The 26,657-nt window shown below is 64.8% G+C and carries 26 protein-coding genes; 15 read left to right on the top strand and 11 right to left on the bottom strand.

Annotation, left to right across the window (positions count from 1 at the left end):
* Positions 1-95 precede the first annotated feature (95 nt).
* The 3 genes from ABM562_RS18035 to ABM562_RS18025 are packed head-to-tail and all read right to left on the bottom strand — an operon-like array spanning position 96 to position 3,493.
* A complete protein-coding gene (locus ABM562_RS18035) occupies positions 96-1,190 on the bottom strand; it encodes a carboxylate-amine ligase (protein WP_460422850.1) in 1,095 nt (364 codons plus the stop codon).
* Positions 1,187-2,137 carry a methyltransferase gene (locus ABM562_RS18030; protein WP_115087646.1) on the bottom strand — a complete coding sequence of 317 codons (951 nt, stop codon included), beginning with the start codon at positions 2,135-2,137 and terminating at the stop codon, positions 1,187-1,189. The genes ABM562_RS18035 and ABM562_RS18030 overlap by 4 nt, the downstream gene beginning before the upstream one ends.
* 12 nt (positions 2,138-2,149) lie before the next feature.
* The gene (locus tag ABM562_RS18025) at positions 2,150-3,493 is read right to left on the bottom strand and encodes an iron-containing redox enzyme family protein (RefSeq protein ID WP_428985040.1); all 1,344 of its coding nucleotides are present in this window, start codon (positions 3,491-3,493) and stop codon (positions 2,150-2,152) included.
* 158 nt (positions 3,494-3,651) lie between these two features.
* Between ABM562_RS18025 and ABM562_RS18020 the strand changes: the two genes are divergently transcribed.
* Positions 3,652-4,374: a GNAT family N-acetyltransferase gene (locus ABM562_RS18020; RefSeq protein WP_115087644.1), complete on the top strand. Its 723-nt coding sequence runs from the start codon at positions 3,652-3,654 to the stop codon at positions 4,372-4,374.
* Here the strand turns inward: ABM562_RS18020 and ABM562_RS18015 are convergent.
* On the bottom strand, positions 4,371-5,258 hold the full coding sequence (locus tag ABM562_RS18015; RefSeq protein ID WP_115087643.1) for a LysR family transcriptional regulator: 888 nt from the start codon (positions 5,256-5,258) through the stop codon (positions 4,371-4,373). The genes ABM562_RS18020 and ABM562_RS18015 overlap by 4 nt on opposite strands.
* 111 nt (positions 5,259-5,369) lie before the next feature.
* On the opposite strand from ABM562_RS18015, the gene argC reads away from it, so the two are divergent.
* Positions 5,370-6,302, top strand: coding sequence for an N-acetyl-gamma-glutamyl-phosphate reductase (gene argC, locus ABM562_RS18010; RefSeq protein WP_460422847.1), 933 nt, complete (start codon positions 5,370-5,372; stop codon positions 6,300-6,302).
* A 113-nt stretch (positions 6,303-6,415) separates the two neighbouring features.
* Here the strand turns inward: argC and ABM562_RS18005 are convergent, their stop codons facing one another.
* Positions 6,416-6,751 carry an SH3 domain-containing protein gene (locus ABM562_RS18005; protein ID WP_134061486.1) on the bottom strand — a complete coding sequence of 112 codons (336 nt, stop codon included), beginning with the start codon at positions 6,749-6,751 and terminating at the stop codon, positions 6,416-6,418.
* Between the two features lie 102 nt (positions 6,752-6,853).
* Between ABM562_RS18005 and ABM562_RS18000 the strand changes: the two genes are divergently transcribed.
* Together ABM562_RS18000 and ABM562_RS17995 are read left to right on the top strand one after the other, a co-directional pair.
* On the top strand, positions 6,854-9,505 hold the full coding sequence (locus ABM562_RS18000) for an excinuclease ABC subunit UvrA (RefSeq protein WP_115087640.1): 2,652 nt from the start codon (positions 6,854-6,856) through the stop codon (positions 9,503-9,505).
* 57 nt (positions 9,506-9,562) lie between these two features.
* Positions 9,563-11,005 (top strand): SulP family inorganic anion transporter, encoded by a 1,443-nt coding sequence (locus ABM562_RS17995; RefSeq protein WP_115087639.1) that lies wholly within the window; start codon positions 9,563-9,565, stop codon positions 11,003-11,005.
* A 6-nt stretch (positions 11,006-11,011) separates the two neighbouring features.
* Here ABM562_RS17995 and ABM562_RS17990 read toward each other — a convergent pair whose 3' ends face one another.
* Positions 11,012-11,863 (bottom strand): CAP domain-containing protein, encoded by an 852-nt coding sequence (locus tag ABM562_RS17990; protein WP_115087638.1) that lies wholly within the window; start codon positions 11,861-11,863, stop codon positions 11,012-11,014.
* 134 nt (positions 11,864-11,997) lie between these two features.
* Here ABM562_RS17990 and ABM562_RS17985 point away from each other — a divergent pair, with 134 nt between their 5' ends.
* A complete protein-coding gene (locus ABM562_RS17985; RefSeq protein ID WP_134061475.1) occupies positions 11,998-12,612 on the top strand; it encodes a cell wall hydrolase in 615 nt (204 codons plus the stop codon).
* Between the two features lies 1 nt (position 12,613).
* Here the strand turns inward: ABM562_RS17985 and ABM562_RS17980 are convergent, their stop codons facing one another.
* Entirely contained in the window at positions 12,614-13,309 is a 696-nt protein-coding gene (locus ABM562_RS17980) for a DUF1963 domain-containing protein (RefSeq protein WP_233673711.1), read from the bottom strand.
* A 96-nt stretch (positions 13,310-13,405) separates the two neighbouring features.
* The gene (locus ABM562_RS17975) at positions 13,406-13,996 is read right to left on the bottom strand and encodes a TetR/AcrR family transcriptional regulator (RefSeq protein WP_115087635.1); all 591 of its coding nucleotides are present in this window, start codon (positions 13,994-13,996) and stop codon (positions 13,406-13,408) included.
* A gap of 89 nt (positions 13,997-14,085) precedes the next feature.
* On the opposite strand from ABM562_RS17975, the gene ABM562_RS17970 reads away from it, so the two are divergent.
* Positions 14,086-14,685, top strand: coding sequence for an NAD(P)H-dependent oxidoreductase (locus tag ABM562_RS17970; protein WP_115087634.1), 600 nt, complete (start codon positions 14,086-14,088; stop codon positions 14,683-14,685).
* 9 nt (positions 14,686-14,694) lie between these two features.
* On the opposite strand, the gene ABM562_RS17965 is transcribed toward ABM562_RS17970, so the two are convergent.
* Positions 14,695-15,204, bottom strand: coding sequence for an RrF2 family transcriptional regulator (locus ABM562_RS17965; RefSeq protein WP_115087633.1), 510 nt, complete (start codon positions 15,202-15,204; stop codon positions 14,695-14,697).
* A 192-nt stretch (positions 15,205-15,396) separates the two neighbouring features.
* Here ABM562_RS17965 and ABM562_RS17960 point away from each other — a divergent pair, with 192 nt between their 5' ends.
* The gene (locus ABM562_RS17960; protein WP_134061473.1) at positions 15,397-16,602 is read left to right on the top strand and encodes an NAD(P)/FAD-dependent oxidoreductase; all 1,206 of its coding nucleotides are present in this window, start codon (positions 15,397-15,399) and stop codon (positions 16,600-16,602) included.
* A gap of 5 nt (positions 16,603-16,607) precedes the next feature.
* On the opposite strand, the gene ABM562_RS17955 is transcribed toward ABM562_RS17960, so the two are convergent.
* Positions 16,608-17,501 carry a GNAT family N-acetyltransferase gene (locus ABM562_RS17955; RefSeq protein ID WP_460422844.1) on the bottom strand — a complete coding sequence of 298 codons (894 nt, stop codon included), beginning with the start codon at positions 17,499-17,501 and terminating at the stop codon, positions 16,608-16,610.
* Positions 17,502-17,663: 162 nt separating this feature from the next.
* On the opposite strand from ABM562_RS17955, the gene ABM562_RS17950 reads away from it, so the two are divergent.
* The 3 genes from ABM562_RS17950 (at position 17,664) to ABM562_RS17940 (ending at position 21,687) form a co-directional block, all read left to right on the top strand.
* Complete coding sequence (locus ABM562_RS17950; protein WP_115087630.1) at positions 17,664-18,170, top strand: sigma-70 family RNA polymerase sigma factor; 507 nt, start codon at positions 17,664-17,666, stop codon at positions 18,168-18,170.
* Entirely contained in the window at positions 18,167-19,150 is a 984-nt protein-coding gene (locus ABM562_RS17945; protein WP_460422842.1) for a FecR domain-containing protein, read from the top strand. The genes ABM562_RS17950 and ABM562_RS17945 overlap by 4 nt, the downstream gene beginning before the upstream one ends.
* An 86-nt stretch (positions 19,151-19,236) precedes the next feature.
* The gene (locus ABM562_RS17940; protein WP_460422840.1) at positions 19,237-21,687 is read left to right on the top strand and encodes a TonB-dependent siderophore receptor; all 2,451 of its coding nucleotides are present in this window, start codon (positions 19,237-19,239) and stop codon (positions 21,685-21,687) included.
* Between the two features lie 172 nt (positions 21,688-21,859).
* Here the strand turns inward: ABM562_RS17940 and thpR are convergent, their stop codons facing one another.
* Entirely contained in the window at positions 21,860-22,399 is a 540-nt protein-coding gene (gene thpR / locus ABM562_RS17935) for an RNA 2',3'-cyclic phosphodiesterase (protein ID WP_115087627.1), read from the bottom strand.
* Between the two features lie 149 nt (positions 22,400-22,548).
* Between thpR and ABM562_RS17930 the strand changes: the two genes are divergently transcribed.
* The 5 genes from ABM562_RS17930 to ABM562_RS17910 are packed head-to-tail and all read left to right on the top strand — an operon-like array spanning position 22,549 to position 26,653.
* Complete coding sequence (locus ABM562_RS17930; RefSeq protein ID WP_115087626.1) at positions 22,549-23,325, top strand: ABC transporter substrate-binding protein; 777 nt, start codon at positions 22,549-22,551, stop codon at positions 23,323-23,325.
* A gap of 24 nt (positions 23,326-23,349) precedes the next feature.
* Positions 23,350-24,039, top strand: coding sequence for an ABC transporter permease (locus ABM562_RS17925; RefSeq protein ID WP_134061469.1), 690 nt, complete (start codon positions 23,350-23,352; stop codon positions 24,037-24,039).
* A 13-nt stretch (positions 24,040-24,052) separates the two neighbouring features.
* Positions 24,053-24,748 (top strand): ABC transporter permease, encoded by a 696-nt coding sequence (locus ABM562_RS17920; RefSeq protein WP_415842522.1) that lies wholly within the window; start codon positions 24,053-24,055, stop codon positions 24,746-24,748.
* Positions 24,749-24,757: 9 nt separating this feature from the next.
* Positions 24,758-25,870 (top strand): succinylglutamate desuccinylase/aspartoacylase family protein, encoded by a 1,113-nt coding sequence (locus ABM562_RS17915; RefSeq protein ID WP_115087623.1) that lies wholly within the window; start codon positions 24,758-24,760, stop codon positions 25,868-25,870.
* Between the two features lie 18 nt (positions 25,871-25,888).
* Positions 25,889-26,653 (top strand): ABC transporter ATP-binding protein, encoded by a 765-nt coding sequence (locus tag ABM562_RS17910; RefSeq protein ID WP_115087622.1) that lies wholly within the window; start codon positions 25,889-25,891, stop codon positions 26,651-26,653.
* The last annotated feature ends 4 nt before the right edge of the window (positions 26,654-26,657 follow it).

Here is a 26,657-nt window from a genome sequence, read left to right as displayed (position 1 = left end):
GACGAAGGGGGGAAAAAAAGGGGGAGGTCTCTTTTGGGGGAAACCCCTGCCCCCACGGAGCCCCTTGGGGGGGGGGGTTTTCCCCCGCGATAGCGTCAACACGATCTGACCTCTTGCAGCAACTCCCGCACCACTGCCAACACCCCCTGCTGCACCATCGCCAACTGCCGGTCCGCACTGCTCCCCTGAGCGATAATCACCGCAGCCCGGGCAAAACTGCGATCACCGTCAAAACCCTGCGCAGCGTCCGCAAACACCGCCCGCGCCCGGGCCAGCCATTGCCCGGCGCTGCCCTGCCCTTCGTCCTCCAGGCAGATGAACTGGCCATGCCGGCCATGGCGCATGGCCCGCCAGTAGTTCTCCTGGGCAATCCAGTGCGCCTCGCGGCTCAAGTGCACGGCAGCGCGTGGTTGCGCCAGATAATGTTCGACCATGCAGCGGAACATGCCGGCAATGCACAATGCCTCTTCAAGGTTCGGGCAGGCATCGGCGACTCGCAGCTCCACGGTGGGGAAACGCCGCGACGGCCGGATCGCCCACCAGCAGTCAAACCCCTCGCGCAACGAGCCGGTGCGCCGCAGCAGGGCCAGGTAACGCTCGTAAGCCTGCCAGTCACTCAAGCGCTCCGGCAGGCCCATGTGCGGCCATTCCCCGCACGCCACCTGGCGATAGCTCATGTAGCCCGTGGCCTGGCCTTCCCAGAACGGCGAGGAGCTACTGAGCAGCAACAGCAACGGCAACCAGGGCAGCAACTGATTGATCAGTTGAATGCGGTCGTGCCCGGGCGGCACACCAACGTGCACATGCAGGCCACACAACAGGCTGCGCCGGGCCACCTGCTGGTAGTCAGCGAACAGCTGGCGAAAGTGCTCATCGTCGGCAGGCTGCTGGTTGCGCCAGCCGCCCATGGGGTGACTGCCGGCGGTCAGCAGGCCGATGCCTTCCTCGGCCAGTACCTGCACCAGTTGCGTTCGACATCCGGCCAGAAATTCCCGGGCCTGGGCCAGGCTGCAGAACACTGGCGACGCCACCTCGATCTGGCCCTTGAACATCTCCTGGGCAAAGTGCGCGCCGAGCACCTGGCGGCACAGGTCGATCTGCGCCGCCGAGGGCGCGGCGAGCATGCGCCCGCTGGCCAGATCGACCAGCAGGTATTCTTCCTCGATGCCAAAGCCGCAGGGGCTGTTCATCGACGGGTAACGCTCAAGGCCACCGCGGCAATGCGTTCGACCTGCTGGTAACCGGGTTCGAGCAGTTGCTCGCCGAACACATCCGGGTCCAGTTCGTGGTAATGCCAGGCCCAGTCGGGTGACGCCAGCGGCGCTTGCAAGGCTGCCAGGAACGGGTCGCGCCCTTCGAGCATGGCCACCCCGGTGTACAGCAGCAAGGTGCCGCCCGGCGCCAGGCGTGGCAGCGCTTCTTCGACTATCCGCAACGACAGCCCGGCCCCCAGGGCACCGCCACCATGACGGTAGGCACGCTCGCTGGCGTCGAGCATGTAGGGTGGGTTGGCGACAATCAGGTCGAACGTACCGGTGATGCCCTGAAGGACATCACTGTGCTCGACCGAAACGTTGGCCAGCTCCGCCAGGGCCACGTTGATGGCGGTCAGGCGCAGGGCCTGCGGGTTGATATCCACGGCGCTGACCTGCGCATGCCGGCGGGCACGGGCGATCAGCACCGCGCCGACCCCGGCGCCACAGCCGATATCCACGGCGTGATTGATGCAGGCGAAACTTTGCTGCAAGTGCGCTTCGATCAACTGGGCGAAGCGGTAGCTGTCCGGGCCGAAGAACACCGCGTCGCTGCTGTCGGTGGGAAAGGCGGAATGAACGAACAACAGATCATGCAGGCTCGACCAACGCACCCGGCTGCGCAGCAGCTCTCCCTGTTCGTCGATGATCTGCGCCAGTTGCATCTGCGCCACCTCGTCCGGCGACAGCAACGAGGAGGAAAAGGGCCGGTTCCAGCCGAAGATATCGCGCAGAGTGCCGGCCTGTTGCGCGCCCTCACGCTGGTTATTGCGCAACTGGGTCAACGGCGTGACGCTGGTAAAGCGATAGCCATCGGCCAACAGCCGCCGCCCCAGTTGCAGCAAGGCCTGGTCGGCCTGGCGTTGAGCCTCGGTCAATTGCATGGTCACCCTCCCTCAAGATTCAAGCCCGGTCATCTGTGCGTATTTGCGGGTCGCCGCCAGGCCCTGGGGCAAAGCGTGGCGGGCGCCGGCCATTTCACTGATCAGGTAGGCGATCCGCGCTTCAGGGGGCAGGTCGTGGAGCTCGCGCTCAAGCGCATTCAGCACGGCATCATCGTGCATGGGCACTTCAGCTTTAACCGGCCCATGGCGCGGCCGGCGCGGCTGCCAGCTGACAGCGATCCAGTCATGCAGCAGCTGCTTTTCATAGGGGCTGAAGACGCCGAACATCGCCGCTGCCGGGCCTTCGATCAGTTGCCAGAAGCGGCTGTGCGCCGGGTCCTCTCCGCGCTTGATCCAGCCCTTGTCCTGCAAGGCGGCGAGAAAGCCTGGAATGCTGCCAGGCTCGGCCAGCCACTGGTTGACCGTACGCCCTTCGATGCGACAGTAATCGGAGTGCATGTGCTGGCCAAAACTGCGCTTGCGCTCGAAGGCCGCCAGCAGCTCGGTTTCCAGGTCAAAGCCGGCAATGATCGTGGGAGAACAAGGGCCCAGCTCGTTGAGCCGATAACCCCGGGCAACCCGCCGATAGAACTCGCTGGCCCCCTGCTCCGGCCACAGCTGCGCCAGCGCCTGCACCGCCTTGCAGGCATGGCCGCTGCTGGCGTTGTCGATGGTCACGTGCAGGCGAAAGTACTGCGGATCGATACCCAGTTCGTCCAGCTCATAAGCGCTTATCAGCAAATGCAGGGGCAGCTGTTCATAGCCCAGGTTATAGCCGATCACCTCGGGCAAGAAAGCCTCGGTGTTGAAGCCCAGCGCCAGTTGCAGTGCGCCCTGCCGGTAACGGTCGTCAGCCAGCGGCAACACCTCGTGGCAGCCCAGCTCGCTGAGCAGGCGCCGGTAGATCAGCACATGGTTGCAGGCCGGGTCGCCATCGCCGAGTTCTTCCAGGTAGATGCGGATCAGGCCGTGGTAGCGCGGGTCGGCCCAGTGCCTGAGCATGCCGAACAGCCAGGCGCCATCCACCGCCTTGGTCGGAGCGACATGCTGGAGAAAATACAGGGCATGGGCGCGGTTGCTGAAATAACGCCGGGCACCGCCCGCCTTGCGTTCGGCCAGGTACCCGGCGTAGTGCCCGGCCACGGCCGCCGCGCGGTCGGCGGTCCATTGCCCGAGCTCGGCAGGGTTGTTCGGCAGTTCATCAGGCAACGCTTCGGCCTGCTGCAGCTGCTCGGCCAGCCAGGTGGCGCTGCCGCTCAGGTCGCCCCGCAGCAAGGCATGGTAGCGTGCCTCATGGCCGGCACGGGGGTTCAAGGCCAACGGGTCGAGCGCGGGTGCGGCGGTCATCACGGTCATGGCGGCAGCCTTCGGCAGTCGGGCGAAAAGTGCCCTCTAAGCAAGGGAGCGCTGCGCTGAAGATGAAGTTCAGATCAACCGCGCGTTGAAGGGACGGATGGCAGGCCAGCGCGGTAGAATCGCGCCATTGCCGTTTTTCCCTGGAGTCCCCCCTACCGATGCCCGCCCTCCACCACTTCGTCGCCCCGCCAGCGGAGCCGATCAAAAGCCAGATCCTGCAGATGGTGGTCGACTACCTGACCGACATCAGCAGCGTCGCCCTGCCGCCGAGCAACCCGCTGTACAGCCTGTACCAGTACGGCATCGGCTTCGAAGTGCACCTGTACCTGGAGGCCATGAACGGTTCGCGCGGCATTCCGGTCGAACTGATCGTGGCCATGGACCTCGACGATCCCGAGCAGGTGGTGGGTTTCTTGCTGTACTTGCCGCTCAAGGATGATCCCGAGGCGTGTTCCGTGGCCTACCTCGCCGTCCAGGCCAGCCACCGTCGCCAGGGTATCGCCCGCGCCATGCTGGCGCAGATGACCGCACGCTACCCCCATGCCGAGCTCGGCTGCGTGGCAAGCAAAGTGCCGGTCTTCGAGTCCCTGGGCTTCCAGGTGACCGGCGCACGCGGCCCGCAGGTGTTGCTCAACACCCGCGCCCAGCCCAGCACCGGCATGGCGGCGGTACTGGACGTGGCGCCGATCTACCGCACCCTGGAAGTGCAGCAGATCCACAGCTACCTGCTCAAGCAACACGGCAAGCGGGCGATGGTCGATGCCGAGAAACAGCGCGACCGCCACCTCGACCAGCTCAGCCGCAAAGCGCGCACCCTGGCCCTCGAACGCCTGGGTGAAGGGCCGTGGCTGGACGGCGGCCGCGGGCCGCGGCTGGTCTAGCTTTTCGCTACCTGGCTCATCAGCACCTGCAGCACGAAGCGGGTCCCCTGCTCCACCTCGCCCTGGCGGCAGGCGATGCCCAGGTGCCGCCACAGGCCTGGGCGCAACGGGCGCATGCAGATACGCGGATCATGCTCCGGCGCTGCCGATTCATGGGGCAGCAAGGTGGCGCCATAGCCCGCGGCTACCAGGCTTTTCACCGCATCGTTGTAATTGAGCTGGATGCGCGCCGGCGGCTGCAGGCCGGCGCTGGCAAACCAGTCGCTGGTGACCCGTGACAGCTGGGTGCTGTTGTCGTTGAGGATCAGCGCGCGGCTGGCCAGCCAGCCCGGGCTGATGCGCGCCGGTGGCGACCAGCTCGACGGAATGAAAGCCATGATCGGGTCGCGCCGCCACGGACGGATCTCCAGGCCCTTGATCGCCGCTTGCGGCAGCGCCACCAGGCCAATGTCGAGGCTGCCATCCTGCAGGCGCGCCAGGGATTCGCTTGAAGTCAGTACCTGCACCTGCACATCGATGCCCGGATGCTGCACGCCGAGGATGTCCAGTGCCTGCGGCAGCAAGTGGGCAATGGCGCCGGTCGAAGCGCCCAGCCGTACTCGCCCGGCCAGGCCCTGGACCTGACGCTGGACATCATCCAGCGCCTGTTCGACATCGGTCAGCAGACGCCGGGCGCGTTCGAGCAGGGTTTCACCGATGGCCGTGGGGCGGACCTGCCCGCGTTTGCGCGACAGCAACGGTGCGCCAATGCGCGCTTCAAGGTCGGCAATGTGCAGGCTGACCGTGGGCGGCGCCAGGTTCAGCGCCCGCGCCGCCTGGGCAAAGGAGCCGAGGTCGGCGATCACCACCAGGGTACGTAGCCGGTCGAGGCTGATCTCGCGCATGAGCTTGTCGTTCAGAAAAGATGAAGGTAAGCATCATGATACTCAAATTTTCTTTCGTCCAGCCACAGGTGAAGATGGCCGCTCATTTGTAGCCTTTGCACGAGAGCACCCATGCACCAGCCCCTGGTTTTTATCGACGGCGATCAAGGCACCACCGGCCTGCAGATCCACGCCCGCCTGAACGGCCGCAACGACCTGCGCCTGCTGACCCTGCCAGCGGCCGAGCGCAAGAACCTGCAGCTGCGCGCCGAGGCCATCAACAGCGCCGACGTGGCGATCCTGTGCCTGCCGGACGATGCCGCGCGTGACGCAGTGGCGGCCATCGTCAACCCGGACGTGCGGGTGATCGACGCCAGTTCTGCGCACCGCACGACACCGGGTTGGGTGTATGGCTTGCCGGAACTGGACGAACAACAGGCCGAGCGCATCGCCCGGGCCAAGCGGGTCAGCAATCCTGGCTGCTACCCGACGGGCGCCATCGCCTTGCTGCGGCCGTTGATTGCCGCAGGCCTGCTGCCGGCGGACTATCCGCTGACCGTGAACGCGGTGTCGGGTTATTCCGGTGGTGGCCGTGCCGCGGTCGAGCGCCATGAAGGGCCCGACGCGCAGGCGGCCCAGGGCGTGCTGGTGTATGGCTTGCACCTGGACCACAAGCATGTGCCGGAGATTCAGCAGCATGCCGGTTTGTCGCAACGGCCGGTGTTCGTGCCCAGCTATGGCAGCTACCGTCAGGGCATCGTGCTGACCATCGCCCTGCAGACCCGGCTGCTGCCGGCGGGCGTCACTGCCGCGCGTTTGCAGGCGTGCCTGGCTGAACATTACAACGGCGCGCGCTATGTCCAGGTGGCGCCGCTGCAACTGGGTGCATCAGCGGTGCAACTGGACCCGCAAGCGATCAACGACAGCAACGACCTGCGCCTGGCCGTGTTTGCCCATGAGCAGCACGGCCAGGTATTGCTGACGGCGGTGTTCGACAACCTCGGCAAAGGTGCGTCGGGGGCAGCGGTGCAGAACCTGGAGCTGATGCTGGCGGCCATGGGCTGAGTATCGGGGCTGCTGCGCAGCCCATCGCTGGCAAGGCCAGCTCCCACAGGTCTGGTGTACGCAAGACTATTGTGGGAGCCGGCCTTGCCGGCGATGGGGCGCGAAGCGGCCCCTCATTTGTCCCGTAACACTCGCAACGGCACCCACCCCGACGCACTCCCCTTGCGACACCACACCCAGCCGTTCAACTGCCGGCCACCCACCAGGCAATCGCCCACCTCCACATCCAGCTCCCGGGCACAGTAGTCTTCCAGGGCGATACCCTGATCATCGCCAAGCCGCTCGATCACCTGCCCCGGCACCCAGCCATCCTGTTGCCCGGTAGTGCTGCACAAGTACCAGTTATCCCAACCCTCCTCACCGTCATAGCGCTCGCCGATGTTCAGTGGCGCGCCTTTGGCAAAGGTAATGGGCGCGGGGTATTCACTTCGATGCGCTTCGATCACCATGAACTTCACTGGGTTTCACCTCCATTTGAAAATCGACGGCACTGGCGCCATGCTCAGCGGTCTGCCTCTTATGCGGATCGGTCAGCAGGGAAGAATATCGTCATGTGCGCAAAACCAGTAGGTCCCGCCAACGCCAGCGGATGTGTCCGGGTGCGCGGCGCCCGTGAACACAACCTGAAGAGTGTCGACGTCGACATTCCCCGCGATGCGCTGGTGGTGTTCACCGGGGTGTCCGGCTCGGGCAAATCGTCGTTGGCATTCTCCACCTTGTATGCCGAAGCCCAGCGCCGCTATTTTGAATCGGTGGCGCCCTATGCCCGGCGCTTGATCGACCAGGTCGGGGTGCCAGCGGTGGATTCGATCGAGGGCCTGCCGCCAGCAGTGGCCCTGCAGCAGCAACGCGGCACGCCCAGCGCGCGCTCATCGGTCGGCAGTGTCACCACCCTGTCGAGCCTGATCCGCATGCTCTATTCGCGTGCCGGCAGTTACCCGGCCGAGCAGCCGATGCTGTTCGCCGAAGATTTTTCGGCCAATACCCCGCAAGGCGCCTGCCCGCAGTGTCATGGCCTGGGCCGGGTGTTCGATGTCAGCGAGGCGTCGATGGTGCCCGACCCGTCGCTGACCATCCGCGAACGGGCGGTGGCCTCCTGGCCCATGGCCTGGCAGGGGCAGAACCTGCGCGACATCCTCGTGACCCTGGGCTATGACGTCGACATCCCCTGGCGCGAGCTGCCCCAGGAACAGCGCGACTGGATTCTGTTCACTGAAGAAACCCCGACCGTGCCGGTGTACGCGGGAATGACGCCTGCGCAGACCCGCCAGGCGCTCAAGCGCAAGCTCGAACCCAGTTACCAGGGCACCTTCAGCGGCGCCCGACGCTACGTGCTGCACACCTTCACCCATTCGCAAAGCGCGCTGATGCGCAAACGCGTCTCGGCCTTCATGCGCGCCAGCCCCTGCCCGGCCTGCGCCGGCAAGCGCCTGAAAGCCGAGGCGCTGACAGTGACCTTTGCCGGCAAGGACATCGCCGAGCTGTCGCGCCTGCCGCTGCTGGCCCTGGCCGAGCTGCTCAAGACCGTGGCCACTGCCGACTACCTGAATCAGCCTGACGAAGCCGGCGCGGTGCTCAGCCATGCGCAAACCCGCCAGGCGCGCCAGCAACGCGCGGCTCGGGGCGACAACCCCCACGCAGGCGGCGCGGACGTGCGCCACACGCCCAACCTGTCGGTGGAAAAACGCCTGGCCGCGCAACGCATCGCCGAGGAGCTGCTGGAGCGCATCACCACCCTGATCGACCTGGGCCTCGGTTACCTCGACCTGGAACGCAGCACGCCGACGCTGTCCTCGGGCGAACTGCAACGCCTGCGCCTGGCGACCCAGCTCAACTCGCAGCTGTTCGGGGTGATCTACGTGCTCGATGAGCCTTCGGCCGGGCTGCATCCAGCCGACAGCGAGGCGCTGTTCGAGGCCTTGCAGCGGCTCAAGCAGGCGGGCAACTCGGTGTACGTGGTCGAGCACGACCTGGACACCATGCGCCGCGCCGACTGGCTGGTGGACGTCGGCCCGGATGCCGGTGAACACGGCGGCCAGGTGCTGTACAGCGGCCCGCCGGCCGGCCTGGCGAAGATCGATGCCTCGCGCACCCGCCATTACCTGTTCAACGACAACCTGCCTGCGCCTCGCCAACCGCGCCAGGCTCAAGCATGGCTGCAGCTGGAAGGCATCAGCCGCAACAACCTTGACCAGCTCGAGGTGGCCTTCCCGCTGGGCTGCTTCAGTGCGGTCACGGGGATTTCCGGCTCGGGCAAATCGAGCCTGGTCAGCCAGGCGCTGCTCGACCTGCTCGGCGAGCACCTGGGCCAGGCCCGCAGCCAGGAAGAGCCACCAGAGCAGAGCCTGGAAGATGAACCGAATCAAACCAGCGACGGCTGGATCAGCGCCGGGCTTGAGCATATCCGCCGCCTGGTGCCGGTGGACCAGAAGCCCATCGGCCGCACCCCGCGCTCGAACCTGGCGACCTACACCGGCCTGTTCGACCACGTGCGCAAGCTGTTCGCGGCAACATCCGCGGCGCAGGCGCAAGGCTTCGATGCCGGGCAGTTCTCGTTCAACGTCGCCAAGGGCCGCTGCGAAACCTGCGAAGGCGAAGGCTTTGTCAGCGTCGAACTGCTGTTCATGCCCAGCGTCTATGCGCCCTGCCCGACCTGCCATGGCGATCGCTACAACCCCGAGACGTTGGCCATCACCTGGCAAGACCTGAACATCGCCCAGGTGCTGCAACTGACCGTCGACCAGGCCAGCCAGCGTTTCGCCGAACAGCCCGCCATCAGCCGCGCCTTGCGGGTACTGCAGGAGATCGGCCTGGGTTATCTGCGCCTGGGCCAGCCGGCCACCGAGCTGTCGGGCGGTGAAGCCCAGCGCATCAAGCTGGCCACCGAGCTGCAGCGCCTGGCCCGTGGCGCCACCCTGTACGTGCTGGACGAACCCACCACCGGCCTGCACCCGCAGGACATCGACCGTTTGCTGGTGCAGTTGCAGCGCCTGGTCGAGGCCGGGCATACGGTGATTGTGGTCGAGCACGACATGCGCGTGGTGGCCCAGAGCGACTGGGTCATCGATATCGGCCCCGGGGCCGGCAGCGCGGGCGGCAAGGTGGTGGTCAGCGGGCCACCTGCGCAGGTCGCGGCCTGTGCCGACAGCCGCACGGCGGGATTCCTGGCCAGGGCGCTGGCTTGCGATCGGGAAATTACGTAGCATCCTACGCTTTTTTCCCGGCAGCACCCCGCTGCCGGGCCGTTTTTCAGGTAGGTCATGAGAACAACCCCGCTACGCGCCGATGTCCTGGCAGGACTCACCACAGCCTTCGCCCTGGTGCCCGAGTGCATCGCCTTCGCCCTGGTGGCGCACCTCAACCCGCTGATGGGCCTGTATGGCGCCTTCATCATCTGCACCCTGACCGCCCTGCTCGGTGGCCGCCCGGGGATGATTTCCGGCGCGGCCGGCTCCATGGCCGTGGTCATCGTCGCCCTGGTGGTGACCCACGGCGTGCAGTACCTGCTGGCCACGGTACTGCTCGGCGGGCTGATCATGATCGCTTTCGGCCTGCTGCGCCTGGGCAAGCTGGTGCGCATGGTGCCGTATTCGGTGATGCTCGGCTTCGTCAATGGCCTGGCGATCATCATTGCCCTGGCCCAGCTTGAGCACTTCAAGGCCGATGGCGCCTGGCTCAGCGGCTCGCCGCTGTACCTGATGCTGGGGCTGGTGGCGCTGACCATGGCCATCGTCTACTTGCTGCCACGCCTGACCCGCAGCGTGCCACCGGCATTGGTCGCGATCCTTGGCGTGGGCGTCGGGGTCTACCTGCTCGACCTGCCGGCCCGCACCCTGGGAGACCTCGCGCACATCGCCGGGGGCCTGCCGGCTTTGAGCTGGCCGCAAGTACCGTGGAACCTCGAAACCCTGCAGGTCATCGCCCCCTACGCGCTGCTCATGGCCCTGGTCGGCCTGCTGGAAACCCTGCTGACCCTCAACCTCACCGACGAGATCACCGAAACCCGCGGCCACCCCAACCGCGAGTGCGTGGCCCTGGGCGTGGCCAACATGACCTCCGGGCTGTTCGGCGGCATGGGCGGTTGCGCGATGATCGGCCAGACCGCGATCAACCTCAGTTCCGGCGGCCGCGGGCGGCTGTCCGGGGTGGTCGCCGGGGTGATGATCCTGATGTTCGTGCTGTTCCTCTCGCCGCTGATCGAGCGTATTCCATTGGCGGCGCTGGTCGGGGTGATGTTCGTGGTTGCCCAGCAGACCTTCTCGTGGGCGTCGTTGCGGGTGCTGCACAAGGTGCCGGTCAACGATGTGCTGGCGATCATCGCCGTGACCCTGGTGACGGTGTTCACCGATCTTGCGACTGCGGTGCTGTGCGGCATCGTCATCGCCGCGCTCAACTTCGCCTGGCAACAGGCCCGCGAGCTGTATGCCGACAGCCATGACGAAAGCGACGGCAGCCGGTTGTACAAGGTCCATGGCACGCTGTTCTTCGCCTCGACCACGCCGTTCCTCAACCAGTTCGACCCGGCCAATGACCCGGCCCGGGTGACCCTCGACTGTCGTCACCTGAACTTCGTCGACTACTCGGCGATTGCCGCGCTCAAGACCCTGCGCGAGCGCTACAGCAACAACGGCAAGCACCTGCGCGTGGTGCACCTGTCCGAGCGCTGCAAGCAACTGCTCAAGCGTGCCGGGCTTGAGCACTAAGGCCCATCAGGGCGCGCCGAACATCGCTGTCCAGTAGATCCCGGCGTCACTCTTGGGATCGACCGCGTAGGCCGCGCCCAGCTCGCTGAACTGCGGGTTCATCAGGTTGGCGCAGTGACCGGCGCTGGCCAGCCAGCCATCGACCACCTTGCGCGGGGTGTCCTGCCCGGCAGCGATGTTCTCGCCGACCTGCTGGCCGGCATACCCGGAGAGCTCGGCGCGATCCCCCGGGGTACGGCCGTCGCGGTCTTTGTGGTCAAAGAAGTTGTTGTTGGCCATGGCCCGCGTGTGGCTCTCGGCGGCGCCGGCCAGGGTGGCGTTCCAGGCCAGCGGCGTGGTGGCGTTGAATGCCTGGCCACCGCATTGGCGCGTCTGGCTGCGCGCCGCGTTGATCATCTCCAGGACCTTCTGCCCTTCGGCCTGCCAGTCGCCCAGGCGCCCTGCCAGCAACGGCCGCGCCAGGACGATGCGCCAGTCGCGGCCCTCGCGGCTGACCCCGACATCGACGAACTGCGGGTTGAGCACCACCTGACAGAAACTCTCCTGCACCGCCTTCATGGCCGACTGCACATCCCGCGGCCCGGACAGGCTGATGGCCTGGACGTTGACCATCGGGTAGCTCTTTTGCGCCAGGGCCTCGCGCAGATCGCCCATGCTGTTGGCCGGCAACACCAGGCGCGGATCGCTGGCCAGCGGCGGCAGCTCCATCGAAACCTGGCCGGCACAGCGCTGGGCCTGGCTGCGGTAGGCGTTGATCGACTCGACCAGCTGCGACTCGTCGCTGGCCTGGGCCGTCACGGTAGACGCCAGGCCCAACGCCAACAAGGCCAGAGGTGCAACAGATGACGTGACGCGCATGGAAATCTCCCTTGATCGGACTGCGTAGATGATGCACGAAGTTGCCCGTGGTCTGACAGCGGGAATGTTTTGCGCCCGGCGCGGTCGACCTTGTAACGGGAAGTTGTACTTCTACGCCACCCAAAGGTTCGAGCATGCGCCTGCTAACGATTGCAACGTGCCTGGTACTGGCGCTCTCCGGCGCCGTGGCAATGGCGGCTGACTCCAAGGCCCAGGTGGCCGAAGAAAAGGCCCAGGTGCTGGAACAAAAAGCCGCGAGCAGCCCCGATGCCCCGCCCGCACCAAAGTCCCAAGCCATCACCAAGACCGAAGTCCAGGCCGTCGACCCGGCCGGCGCAGCCGCGCTGGACGATGCCATCACCTGCCTGGCGCGCAGTATCTACTGGGAATCGAAGGGCGGTAAATCAGCGGACATGGAGGCGGTGGCCAACGTGGTGATGAACCGGGTCGGGCACGAGGGCTTTCCCGATTCGGTCTGCGGCGTGGTCAAGCAAGGCTCGGAGAAAGGCGCCTGCCAGTTCTCCTGGTGGTGCGATGGCCGCTCGGACGATGTCCAGGAAGAAGTGCGCTACACCCTGGCCAAGGAGATCGCCCGCAAGGCGCTGAACAAGCAGTTGCCTGACCGTACCGGTGGCGCCCTGTACTTCCACGACCGGCGCGTGCGCCCGGACTGGTCGAAGACCTTTGCCAGGACTGCGCAGACCTCCGAGTTTCTGTTCTACAAGCCGCGTAACGGTGCGTCGCACTAGCTCAATAGAAGTCGTAGTAGATCGTCCACTCGCCGGTGTCGCGGTGCTTGAAGAACATCAGGCTGCCGCTGTCGACCACGTTGAGGTTGATCTTGGCATCGGATGAAACCTGGAAGACGAACTCGAAGCCGTCGCCCGGGTATACGCCCGACTGGCAGAACGACGGATAGCCGCCGATCTTGTGCTCGTAGGCGTGGGTGATGACCTCGTAGTAACACTCGATGTCCCCTGCTCGTTCGAGCTTGACGATTTCCGTGACCAGCTCATCCGGCACACCGCCGCCATCCCACAGTGGATAGTCTTCGGCGAGTTCTTCAGCGCGCAAGGGAAAGGCTTTGAGGAAGGAGTTGGCGACCGGCAGGTCCTTGCGTACCAGCTCATCGTCGGCGCGGTATTCACGGATCAGCCAGTTGTCGCCCATGGCCTCGAACTCATCCGGAAACGGGTAGCCGACGAACAGGGTGAGGACGCGGATGTCCTTGAGCGCCGGGCTGCTGAACGGCAGGCTGGGCAGGTGGAACTGGGCCACCGGCAACAGTTGTTCGCCGGCAGCGTTGGTCGGTACGCCTTCGTCGGGGCGGTAGAGGAACACCCGGCCGAGCCAGCTTTCTTCATCGCTGTTAGTGGGGCGAAAGCCACCGGCGAAAAAGCGCGTGGCGGGTTTGGCCAGGCGTTGCTTGATTTCTTGAATGTCCATATTTCTCGTCCGCTTAATAAGGCCCTATCGCGGGTCAAGCCCGCTCCTACAGGGGGGTGAGCAGCCTGTGGGAGCGGGCTTGCCCCGCGATGTATTTTAACTGCGCACCACCATCGCCTTGATGGTCTCGAACAACTCCTGCTGCGCCTGCTCCGCCGTAATCTCACCGTTCGCCGCAGAATGAGACAACGCCTCGGCCGCGCCGATCATCGCCCGCAATCCCGCGACGCCAATCTCGCCACGGCCACTGAACGGCTCCAGCAGCGCCCGGCATTTGCCCATGAACACCGCCTCGTACTCGCGCTTGAGCTGCTCAAGCTCCGGCGAGCTGGCCAGCGCGGCGATCACCCCGGGAATCTCCCGGCCCTGGGTCAAGACGCAGTCGACGTAGGAGCTGGCAATCACCGCAGCGGTACTTTCAAGCGTCGGCTCACAGGCGGCCAGGGCGGCATCCATCACTGCTGTCTGGCGCACATCAAAGGACTGATACAGCGCCGCCAGCAACCCCGAACGGGTACCAAAATGGTCATACACCACCGGTTTGGTAACCCCGGCCAACTCAGCCAGGCGCCCCAGGGTCAGGGCTTCGGTGCCCTCTTCACGGATCAGGTGCCAGGCCACGTCCAGGAGTTGTTGCTGACGGTCTTGACGCGACAGACGACGACGCGGTTGCGGATCGCTTGACATGCTTACCTACCAAAAGTAACTTACCAAAGGTAACTTATGCCCAGCATACAACTTACGCCCCTTCCCCGCAATTCGCAGGAGTCCTTGCCATGCACGCACTTGTGGTTGTCGCTCATCATGATCCACGCTCGCTGACCCACAGCCTGGCCGCCAAGCTCGCCGAAGGCCTGGTGCACAACGGCCATAGCGCCGAGGTCGCCGACCTGTTCGCCGAAGGCTTCAACCCGCTGTTCGGCCCGGCCGACCACGCTGTTCATCATCGCACCGCAGCGCCTGCCGATGATGTGCTTGCCGAGCAGGCACGCATCGACCGCAGCGACGCTCTGGTGCTGGTCTTTCCGGTGTATTGGTGGTCCATGCCGGCGCTGCTCAAAGGCTGGATTGACCGGGTGTTCAGCAATGGCTGGGCGTTCGACTTCAGCACGCAGGCGCCGATGGTAAAAATGCTTGGCCGCTTGAACGTACACCTGATCGGTGTCGGTGGCGCCGATGCCGCGACCTTCAGCAAACATGGCTATGAGCGGGCGATGAAAACCCAGATCGACCACGGCATCTTCGATTACTGCGGCGCCCGGGTACTGAGCTCGACCTTGCTGCTGGACTCGGAAAGCGCCGACCCCAGCGCCCACCTTGAAAGCATGTTCGAGCACGGCCGCACGCTGTTCGCCGAAGTCGCCGAGCCCGCCTGAAACCGCGCTTTACTTGCTGTCGCGGCGGTCGTTGATCCACCTGACCACCTGGGTGGAAAACTCCGCTGGCGCCTTGCGCCCCAAGCGCCGCGACAGATCGAGGATGGTCTGCTGGGCCAGGGCTTCTTCCATGCGCTTTTGCGCGGTCAGCATCACCGCGTGAATGGCACAGGTGCCGTCAATGGCCCAGGCCGGCGGCGCACCGTCGAACAGCGTGCAGCGGTCGCGCACATCGCGGCAATCGAAGATCGCCTTGTGCCCGTCGATGGCCGTGACGATATCCAGCACGGTGATTTCGTCCGCAGGCCTGGCCAGCTTGAAGCCGCCACGCACGCCTTCGGTGGCAACCACCAGTCTGGCCTTGGCCAGTTTGGTAAAGACCTTGGCCAGGTATTCATGGGGCACACCCTGCAGCTCGGCCAGGTCGCGCACGCTGGCTTCGCGGCTTTCGCCCAGGTCGTCGACCAGAAACAGCAGGCAGTGCAAGCCGTACTCGACGCCGGCGCTATACAGGGACATGTCAATCTCCGACTGGATTTGTCGCCAATACTACCAGTTCACTACGACCACCAGCAAACCGGGGCAGGCACAAACCGGTTTGAAAAAAAACTTGCACTTGATAACTACGACCAATAGAGTCGTAGTTATCCGCTGCGGGTCACGACGTACCTGCGACCGGCAAACAACAGCCCTTCTTTCTCGGAGCAGAACATGAAACAGCACATCCTGATCATCGGCGCCGGCTTCGGCGGTATGTGGAGCGCCCTCAGCGCCACTCGCCTGCTGGACCAGCACGGGCGCAACGACGTCAGCGTCAGCGTGCTCGCCCCCCAGGCCGAACTGCGCATCCGTCCGCGCTTCTACGAAACCGATGTGCAGCAGATGAAAGCGCCGTTGGCTGAACTGTTTACCGCCGTGGGCGTGAACTTCATCCAGGGCGCGGTGGACGAGATCGACGTGGCCGGCAAGCGTGTCGGCTACCGCGACGGCCAGGGCCTGCAGCAGGTACTTGGCTACGATCGCCTGGTCATGGCCAGCGGCAGTGGCGTGGTCCGGCCAAACCTGGCCGGGCTTGATGAGCACGCCTTCGACGTCGACCAGATCGAATCGGCCAGCCGCCTGGAGCAGCACATCAAGGCCCTGGCGCAACGGCCTGGATCAACGGCGCGCAACACCGTGGTGGTGGCCGGCGGCGGCTTCACCGGCATCGAGACCGCGAGCGAAATGCCCGCCCGCCTGCGCGCAGTGCTGGGCCAGGACGCTGAGGTGAAGGTGATCATTGTCGATCGCGGCAACAAGATCGGCGCGGCCCTGGGCGAAGGCATCAGCCCGGCGATCGTCGAAGCCAGCGCGGCACTGGGGGTCGAGTGGCGGCTCAATGCCTCGGTGGCCGCCGTGGATGCCGACGGCGTGACCCTCGCCGACGGCCAGCGCATCGAGGCCAGCACCGTGGTCTGGACCGTCGGCGTCCGCGCCAGCGCGCTCACCGAACAAGTGCCGGGGCAACGCGATGGCCATGGCCGCCTGCATGTCGACGGCAACCTCAAGGTCATTGGTCAGGAGCATGTATTCGCCACCGGTGACGTGGCCTACGCCGCCACCGACGACCTCGGAAACCACGCCTTGATGACCTGCCAGCACGCCATCGCCCTGGGCCGGCATTCGGGCAACAACGTCGCCGCCGACCTGCTGGGTGTCGAACCGCTACCGTACCGCCAGCCCAAGTACGTCACCTGCCTGGACCTGGGGGCCTGGGGCGCGGTGTACACCGAGGGCTGGCAGCGTGAGGTCAAGCTGATCAAGGACGAAGCCAAGACCCTCAAGCAGCAGATCAACTCGGTGTGGATCTACCCGCCCGTGGCCGATCGTGCGATTGCCCTCGCCGCTGCCGATCCGCTGATTCCGGTGGTGGCCTGAGCGACTCAGGCGTGTGACAGCAACGGAAACATCAGCCTGGCATGCTCGATGAACTGACCGGCCTGGCCGAGCACGAACAGGCTGTCATCCGACTCAAGCGGCTGCGCCTCGAAGCCGCTGACATCCAGCGGCGTAAACCCCAGTACCACCCGGGTGGTCTGGGGTGTCCTCAGTTCTGCAATCAGTGCCTGCAGGTCGAGCGCTTGCCTGGCGAACACCTCATAGAGCGTCATCACGCCGTCGACGATTTCCATCACCACATAGGCCTGCAGCGCTGCCGAGTAGTGAACGCAGTCTTTGAAAAACGACGTGCAATAGAACATCGTCTGATCAGGATTACTGCGCATCGCCAACCGTGCAGCGGGTACCGCGCTGGCGACCGCGCTGATGAAGCGCAGGCGCTCGAGCACGTCGCTCATGTCGACCCTGTAGAAGCTGCAAGGCTGCGCTGATGGGCTTAACGCCGCGCTGTACTGATGTTCGAGCACCCGGCGAAAACCGAACCTGGGGTAGTAATCCAGCACTGTATCGTTGGCAAACAGGTAGATCAGCTCGCACTGGCCCTGCCATCTGTCCAGCACCCGCTCCAGCAGCACGCGGCTCAGGCCTTTGCCACGATACTCCGGCGCGACCATGACCGTACCTAGCTGGATGCAACGCTTAGGCTCGCCGAGCACCTCGAAGTGCATGAGGTTGACCGAAAGGTTGGCGACGATGCGCCCGTCATGGGCCAACGCACAGGGCTGGTAGCCTTCGCCCCAAAAGCCGTCCTGGTACCACTGTTCGAAATCGAATTCGAACGTCTGGTGGGTCAAGGCGTTGAAGCTGGCGCGCAGCCGTGTATCGTCCTTGAAGTTCTCCAGCAGGGTGAACCGCTGGCCCGCGAGCGACAGGTCCATTCTCTTTTCCCTTGATTCGTCTGGCCGCCACCCTATTACTGCGCCCAAGGGCAGTCTGTAGGAAAATTGTAAAGCACGGTTGGCGGCGGTGATTGCACCTTGCCTCGCCGCACAGGTAAGATTGAGAACGATTCACACTAACACCTTCGGGAACGCCAACCGGTGCCAACCTCCTCCACCCGCAAGCTGGGCTTCTTTTTCAGCGACCACCACCGTTGGCTCCTGCAGCACATCCACAAGCGCCTGCGCAACCGCGCCGACGCCGAAGACACCGCCGCCGAGACCTTCTGCCAGATGCTCGCCGCCCAGGTCGATCCGGCGAGCATCCAGCAGCCGCGCGCCTATCTGTCGACCATCGCCCGCCGGTTGATCTTCGATCGCCATCGCCGTCGCCAGCTGGAGCAGGCTTACCTGGAACGTTTGGCGGCCCTGCCTGAGCCGCTGGCGCCCTCCCCGGAAGAGCAACTGCTGCTGATCGAAGCACTGGTGAGCATCGACCAGGTGCTCGACGGCCTGCCGATGATCGTCAAGGCCACCTTCCTCTACAGCCAGCTCGACGGCATGAGTTATGTCGATATCGCGCGCAAGCTCGACCTCTCCGAGCGCACTGTCAGCCGCTACATGAAGCAGGCCCTGAGCCAGTGCTACCTCAGTGAGCTGGCGCCATGAGCCAGCGCCGTCTCGACCCCAGCGCAGAAGCCGCCATCGACTGGATGGTGCGCTTGAGTTCGGGCAACACCGACGCCCAGCTGCACAGCGACTTCAGCCAGTGGCTGGGCAGCGACCCGGCCCACGCCCAGGCCTGGGCACGCTTGCAGGAACGCCTGGGCGGCGCCTGCCAGACCGTGCGCAATTTCGAGCGCCGCGCCCCGGGGCACACCGGTGAGGTTCGCCAACTGTTGCTGCAGCCCAACGGCTCGCGGCGCGAACTGCTGCGCGCCTTCGTCGGCATCGGCGTGCTCGGCGGTGGCCTGTGGCTGGGCGCGCGCAGTGAGGTGGGTGAAGCACTGCTGGCCGATTTGCGCACGGCCAAGGGCGAGCGTCGCGACTTCACCCTGGCCGATGGCAGCCGCCTGAGCCTTAACGCCGGCAGCGCCGTCGACCTGCAGTTCGATGGCCATCAGCGGTTGCTGATCCTGCGCCAGGGCGAGCTGATCATCCAGGTCGCCGCCGACCCGCAGCGGCCGTTGCGGGTGCGTAGCGCCCAGGGTGAAATGCGCGCCCTGGGCACGCGCTTTCTGGTCAGCCAGGAGGCCGAGGCCACGCGCCTGGTGGTGCTTGAGCATTCGGTACGCGCGCGGCTGTTCAACGGCAGCGAACTGGATGTACAGGAAGGCCAGGCCGCGCTGCTGCACGGCGAACGCATCGAAGCCCTGGGCAATGACGAGCGTCAGCGCGCCGACTGGCTCAGCGGACGCCTGAATGTGCTGGATGATTCCCTCGAGTCAGTGGTCGAGGCGCTGCGCCCTTACTACCGCGGGTTTGTCCGGGTCGAACCCGAGGTGCGCGGGCTGCGGGTGCAGGGGGTCTTCCCGCTGGACGAACCGCAGCGGGCCTTCGCCGCACTGGCCGAAACCCTGCCGGTCAAGGTCGATCAGTACAGCCCGTGGCTGACGCTGATTCGGGCGAAAACCCCGCTGCAAAAATAATTTATGCAAATCACTCGTATTTGTGTCCGGTTTTCATTTCTCATCGCACCTATCTCCTGACACGCCAACATAATCAGGAGAATTCCGTGCTCAACCCTTGGTCCCACGCCCTTCCTGTCGCCGTGGCCCTGGCCACGCTGGCCAGCACCGTCCAGGCCCAGGAACAGGCCCTGAGCTTCAACCTGCCCGCCGCCTCCCTGGCCAGCACCCTCAATGCCATCGCCAGCCAGAGCGGCCGCATCGTTTCGCTGGACCCAGCGCTGGTACAGGGCAAGCAGGCGCCGGCGATCATCGGCAGGATGAGTGCGATGCTGGCCATGCAGAAGGCCCTGGCCGGCAGCGGCCTGCAGTTGCTGGTCACCGAACAGGGCAACTTCAGCGTGCTGCCGAGCATCGACGCCGGCAACGCCCTGGAGCTGGGCGCCACCAGCATCAGCGGCATCGGCGGCGATCTCAATGCGGCCACCACCGAGGGCACCGGCTCCTATGCGGCGCGGGCGATCACCATTGGCAAGGGCAGTCATACCCTCAGGGAAATTCCCCAGTCGGTCACGGTGATGACCCGCCAGCAGATGGACGACCAGAACATCGTCGACCTCAAGGACGCGGTCAACCAGACCACTGGCCTGGTCGGCCTGCAGGGCGTGGGCCCGGGCCTGATCATTTATTCGCGCGGCTTTCAGATCGACGACTGGCAGTACGACGGCGTGGCGATCCCGCGTAACACCTATTCGCTGGGCAACTGGGCGACCCAGGACCTGATCTTCTTCGACCGCATGGAAGTGCTGCGCGGCGCTTCCGGCCTGTTGCAAGGCACCGGCAGCCCGGGCGGCGCCGTTAACCTGGTACGCAAGCGCGGCCAGGCTACGCCGACCGTGACGGTCACCGGCAAGGCCGGCAGCTGGGACCACTACGGCCTGCAACTGGACGCCGGCGGCCCGTTGAACGATGCCGGCACCGTGCGCGGGCGCTTCGTCGCCGACGAGGACCAGAGCGATTCGTTCGTCGACTACGAATGGAGCAAGACCCATTCGCTGTACGGCGCGCTGGACTTCGACCTGAACGAGGCCACCACCCTGGGCTTCGCGGTCAGCCAGTCCAACGCCGAGTCGCGGCCAATGCTGCGCGGGTTGCCGCGCTATGCCGACGGCAGCGGCCTGGATGTGCCGCGTTCGACCTTTACCGGCTCGCGCTGGAACCATTCGGAAATCGACGTCACCACCCTGTACGCCGACCTTGAGCACCGCTTCAACGACGACTGGAAATTCCACGTTGGTGCGATTCGCATGAGTGAAACCAACGAGTCGACCCACCAGCGCGTACAGACCGTTGACGATGCCATCAACTTCGATGGCAGCGGTGTCAGCTATGCCGACTGGGTGACCGATTTCGACTCCACCAAGGTGGGTGTCGACATGAACCTGGTGGGCAAATTCAACGCCTTCAACCTCGAGCAGGAAATCACCCTGGGCGGCAACTACTCGAAGCTGACCACCGATGATCTGTTCGCGCGCACGTTCAACGACAGCACTGACAACATCTTCGATATCGACCATCACCGCCCGGATATCAGCTACGACAGCTTGCTCGACAAGCCCAACGGCCGTGGTTTCAGCAGTGCCTATGACGTGCGCCAGAAAGGCCTGTATGGCGCCTGGCGGGTCAAGCTGGCCGAGCCGTTGACCCTGGTGCTGGGTTCGCGGGTCAGCTGGTTCGACTACAGCTATGACACGACCATGCATGCCGGTGTCACCCGCGCCCCTTCGGTCAGCCCGACCAGCACCATGACCGAAAGCGGTGAAGTTACCCCGTACCTCGGTATGGTCTACGACCTGAGCCGCGAATGGTCGCTGTACGCAAGCTACGCCGACGTCTTCGTGCCGCAGACCGAACGCAGCGTCGGCGGCGCGGCGCTCAAGCCGATCATTGGCAGCAACTACGAAATGGGCATCAAGGGCGAATTGCTCGATGGCCGCGTCAATACCTCCCTGGCGGTGTTCCGCTACGACCAGGAAAACCGCGCGATCATCGACAAGGCCTCGGGCTTTGCCTGCGATGACTGGTACTGCTCCACAGCCGCCGGCAAGGTGCGCAGCCAGGGCATCGAGGCTGAAGTCAGCGGCGAAGTGCTCAGCGGCCTGCAGCTGTTTGCCGGCTACACCTACAACACCACCACCTACCTCGACGACCCGGACAACAAGGGCAAGGTGTTCAGCACCTGGACGCCCAAGCACATGCTGCGCATGTGGGGTAACTACCAACTGCCGGGTGACTGGAGCAAGGTCAGCGCCGGCCTGGGCTTCACCGCGCAGTCGCATACCCTGGGCTACGAGCACACCTACGACGTGCCCGGCTACGCGGTGTGGAACGCGCGCCTGGCGTACCAGCTGAGCCCGGAAGTGGGCCTGGCGCTGAATGCCAACAACCTGTTCGACAAGCACTACTACATTGCGGCCTACAACCAGCTCAACGGCAACAACAACTTTGGTGACCCGCGCAACTTCACCTTTACCGTGAAGTACACGCCGCAGTTCTAGGTTGCTAGTGCCGGCCTCATCGCGGGTCAAGCCCGCTCCTACAGATATAGCGCCAATCCTGTGGGAGCTGGCCTTGCCAGCGATCGAGCGCGAAGCGGTCGTAATCCAGGCACCACCTGATGTGCTGGCTGTACCGGCCTCATCACGGGCCAAGCGCGAAGCGCGTCGTAGACTATAACGGCCACTGCGCCAACGGCCAGTACTGGCCCTTGCGCGACTCGAACAAGGTGAAGTGCCGCGCACGCAGCACAAATTCCGCCGGCACCAGCGCCTCCGGCTCACTGCCACGGTAGTCACGGGCCAATGTCAGGTGCGGGCGGTAGTCCCGTGGGTCCTGGGCAAAGCCCAACGGCAGCATGGCCTGCTGCAGGGCATAGGCCAACTGGCGCAAGGCCGCCGGCATCTGGCTGGGCACCAGCACCAACGCCTTGGCCGAGCGCCACACCTCCAGCCGGTCGAGCACCAGCGTCAGCGCCTCACCCGGCACCTTCACGCCCGCAGCGGCAGCGAGGATCGCAGGTAACTGCGCAGTGCCCGCCGCACCGATGAACATCAGGGTCAGGTGAAAATTCGCCGAGGGCACTGGCCGCCCCGTTTCCATATCCAGCTCACTGCGCCACCGGGCAATGGCCCGGCGTTGCTCTGCCACGCAGTCGAGGGCAAAGAACAGGCGCTTGAAGGGTTCACCGGTTTCGCCAATGCCTGGGTCCATGCCATGCACTCCTGGGGTCGAGTGCTTGAGTCTACCGCCTGGACGGAGGTGCCGTCAGTCGGCCGATTGATATTTTTATTTTCATTAAATTGATTTCTGAAATAATTCATGTCATTTCTATGCGCACCCCACCCACCGGAGTCAAGAATATGAACAAGACCGGACTTCTCGGCGCACTGGCCCTCTGTGCCTGCAGCGCAATGACCCAGGCCGATCAAGGCAGCCTGCGCATCGGCATCGAAGCTGCCTACCCGCCTTTTTCCTACCGTACGCCGCAAGGCGAACTGACAGGGTTTGACTACGACATCGGCAACGCCCTGTGCGCACAGATGCAGGTCAAGTGCCAGTGGGTGATCCAGGAGTTCGACGGCATGATTCCGTCGTTGAAGGTCCGCAAGATCGACGCTGTGCTGTCGTCGATGTCGATCACCGAAGACAGACTGAAATCGGTCGACTTCACCGACAAGTACTACCACACGCCCGGCAAGTTCGCGATGAAGGCCGGCAACCAGATCAGCGACCCGGCCACCGACCTCAAGGGCAAGCGGGTCGGCGTGCAGCGCGCCTCGACCTATGACCGCTTCGCCACCGAACAGCTGGAAAGCGCCGGGGTCGAAGTGGTGCGCTACGCCTCGCAGAACGAAGCCTTTCTCGACCTTACCGCCGGGCGCCTGGACGCAACCCTCGCCGACATCGTCAACACCGAAGAAAGCTTCATCAAGACCCCCGCCGGGCAAGGCTTTGCCCTGGTCGGCCCGGATATCAGCGACCCGCAATACTTCGGCCGTGGTGCCGGAATTGCCGTGCGCAAGGGCGACAGCGCCAACCTGGCCAGGCTCAACGCCGCCATCGCTGCAATCCGCGCCAACGGCACCTACCAGCAGGTGCAAAGCAAGTACTTCCCGTTTGATATCTACGGCCACTAACCCCGGCTGGCGAGGACTTTCATCATGCTTCATGGCTACGGATCGAGCATTCTCGATGGCGCCTGGCTGACCATCAACCTGGCTTTGCTGGCCATGGCCATGGCCATCAGCCTCGGCCTGATCGGCGCGGCCTGTCGCTTGTCGCCAGTCAAATGGCTGGCAGGCCTGGGCGAGCTGTACACCACGGTGGTGCGCGGCATCCCCGACCTGGTGCTCATCCTGCTGGTGTTTTATGGCGGCCAGGACCTGGTCAACCGCCTGGCACTGGCCCTGGGTTACGAGCAGTACATCGACATCAACCCGTTCATTGCCGGGGTCTGCACCATGGGCTTCATCTTCGGCGCCTACCTCTCGGAGACTTTCCGCGGCGCCTTCCTGGCCATTCCCAAGGGCCAGGCCGAAGCCGGCGCGGCCTATGGCATGAGCCCCCTGCAGGTGTTCTGGCGGATCAGCGTGCCGCAGATGGTGCGCCTGGCGCTGCCGGGCTTTACCAACAACTGGCTGGTGCTGACCAAGTCCACCGCGCTGATTTCGGTGATCGGCTTGCAGGACATGATGTTCAAGGCCAAGAACGCGGCCGATGCCACCCACCAGCCGTTCACCTTCTACCTGGCCGTGGCCGGCCTGTACCTGCTGCTGACCAGCCTGTCGCTGCTACTGTTGCGCGGCGTCGAGAAACGCTACTCGGTCGGCTGCAAAGCCGCCGAACTCTGAGGGGAGTTGCCTGATGCTCGACTATCACCTGATCTGGCAAAACCTGCCGCTGTACCTCAACGGCATTCTGCTGACCTTGAAGGTGCTGATGATCTCCCTGGCCTGTGGCCTGGCGCTGGCAATTCCGCTGGCCCTGATGCGGGTCTCGCGCAACTGCCTGCTGCGTTACCCGGCCTGGCTCTACACCTATGTGATCCGCGGCACGCCGATGCTGGTGCAGCTGTTTCTGATCTACTACGGCCTGGCCCAGTTCGAGGCGGTGCGCAACAGTGTGCTGTGGCCGTACCTGTCCAGCGCGACCTTCTGTACCTGCCTGGCCTTTGCCATCAACACCAGCGCCTACAGCGCCGAGTTGCTGGCCGGCAGCCTGCGGTCCACGGCCCGTGGCGAGGTCGAGGCGGCCCGGGCCATGGGCATGTCGCGCCTGACGATGTACCGGCGCATCCTGCTGCCCTCGGCCCTGCGCCGGGCCCTGCCGCAATACAGCAATGAAGTGCTGATGATGCTGCAGACCACCAGCCTGGCCTCGATCGTGACCCTGGTGGATATCACCGGCGCGGCAAAAACCTTCAATGCCCGTTACTACCTGCCCTTCGAGGCCTTCATTACCGCCGGGCTGATCTACCTGGTCCTGACCTTCATGCTGGTGCGCCTGTTCAAGCTGGCCGAGCGCCGCTGGCTGGCCTACCTCGCCCCGCGCAAGCACTAAGGAGCTTTCATGCAGCAAATTGACCATGTTCTGCCCTGGAGTGCCTGCGGCACCCAGCGCACCCTGCGCCTGTTTCGCTTCGGCAGCGGCGCACGCAAGGCCTATATCCAGGCTTCGCTGCACGCTGATGAACTGCCCGGCATGCGGGTGGCGGTCGAGCTCAAGCGGCGCCTGGCCGAACTCGAGGCCCAGGGCCGGCTCAGCGGTGTGATCGAGCTGGTGCCACTGGCCAACCCGATCGGCATCGGCCAGATGTTCCAGGCCACGCACCAGGGCCGATTCGAGTTCAACAGCGGCAAGAACTTCAACCGCGATTTCCCACCCTTGACCGAAGCGCTGGTAGCGCGCCTGGAGGGGCAACTGGGCAGCGATGGCGAAGCCAACGTGGCAACGATTCGCCAGGCCATGGCCGCGACCCTTGCCGAGCTGCCCGCAGCGCGCAGCGAGCTCGACGGCCTGCGCCGCCTGTTGCTGCAAAGCGCCTGCGATGCCGACCTGGTGCTCGACCTGCACTGCGATTTCGAATCGGTGATGCTGCTCTACGCCCTGCCGCAGAACTGGCCAACCCTGCGCTCGCTGGCAGCACGCCTGGGTGCCGAAGCGGTGCTGCTGGCCGAAGACGCCGGCGGCGACGCATTCGATGAAGCCTGTGCGGTGCCCTGGTTGCGCTTGCGCGAGTACTTCCCGGAGGCCGAGATTCCCCTGGCCTGCGTGGCCACCACCGTCGAACTGCGCGGCATGGCCGACACCGGGCGCGAAGCATGCCAGGCCAGCGCCGAACAGATTCTCGGCTACCTCGCCGACCAGGGCCTGATCAACGGCGACTGGCCCGCGGCGCCCAGCCAGTGCTGCGCCGCCACACCCTTTGCCGGCGCCCAGTATGCCTATGCCGAACATCCCGGCGTGGTCAGCTACCTGCAACCTTTGGGGGCGCGGGTCACGGTCGGCGACCCGCTGTTCGAAGTGATCGACCCGCTGACCGATCGCCACAGCGTGGTCCGCGCCAGCACCGACGGCGTCCTCTATGCCCGCGAACGCCTGCGCTTTGCCCAGCCCGGTCTGTGGCTGGCCAAGGTCGCCGGCACCACACCGATTCGCCAGGGCCGCCTGCTCACCGACTGACCCACCGAGTACCTACTGATGAACAAACTGCAAATCAACGACCTGCATAAAAGCTACGGCAACCATCAGGTGCTCAAGGGTGTCTCGCTGCAGGCCAGCGCCGGTGACGTGATCAGCATCATCGGCTCCAGCGGCTCGGGCAAGAGCACCTTCCTGCGCTGCATCAACCTGCTCGAGCAACCCAACGCCGGCGAGATCCTGGTCAACGGCGAGCAGCTCAAGCTGCGCAACTGCTCCCGCGGCGGGCTCAGGGCCGCCGACCCGCGTCAGCTGCAACGCCTGCGCGCACGCCTGAGCATGGTCTTTCAGCACTTCAACCTGTGGTCGCACATGAGCGCCCTGGACAACGTCATGGAAGCGCCGGTGCAAGTGCTGGGCATCAACCGCAAGGAAGCCCGCGAGAAGGCCGAACACTACCTGCACAAGGTCGGCGTCAGCCATCGCCGCAATGCCTACCCTGCGCACATGTCCGGCGGCGAACAGCAACGCGTGGCGATCGCCCGCGCCCTGGCCATGGAGCCGGAAGTGATGCTGTTCGACGAACCGACTTCGGCGCTTGACCCGGAACTGGTCGGCGAAGTGCTCAGGGTCATGCAGGACCTGGCCAGCGAAGGCCGGACCATGGTGGTGGTCACCCATGAAATGGGTTTTGCCCGCGAGGTGTCCAACCAGTTGCTGTTCCTGCACCAGGGCATTGCCGAAGAACGCGGCCACCCCCGTGAAGTGCTGGCCAGGCCGCAGTCCGAACGTCTGCGCCAGTTTCTTGCCGGCAGCCTCAAGTAAGCCT

The sequence above is a fragment of the Pseudomonas sp. ZL2 genome (assembly GCF_054788455.1).
Note: the sequence above shows the minus strand (reverse complement) of the source record. Positions and strands in the feature narration are given on the sequence as shown.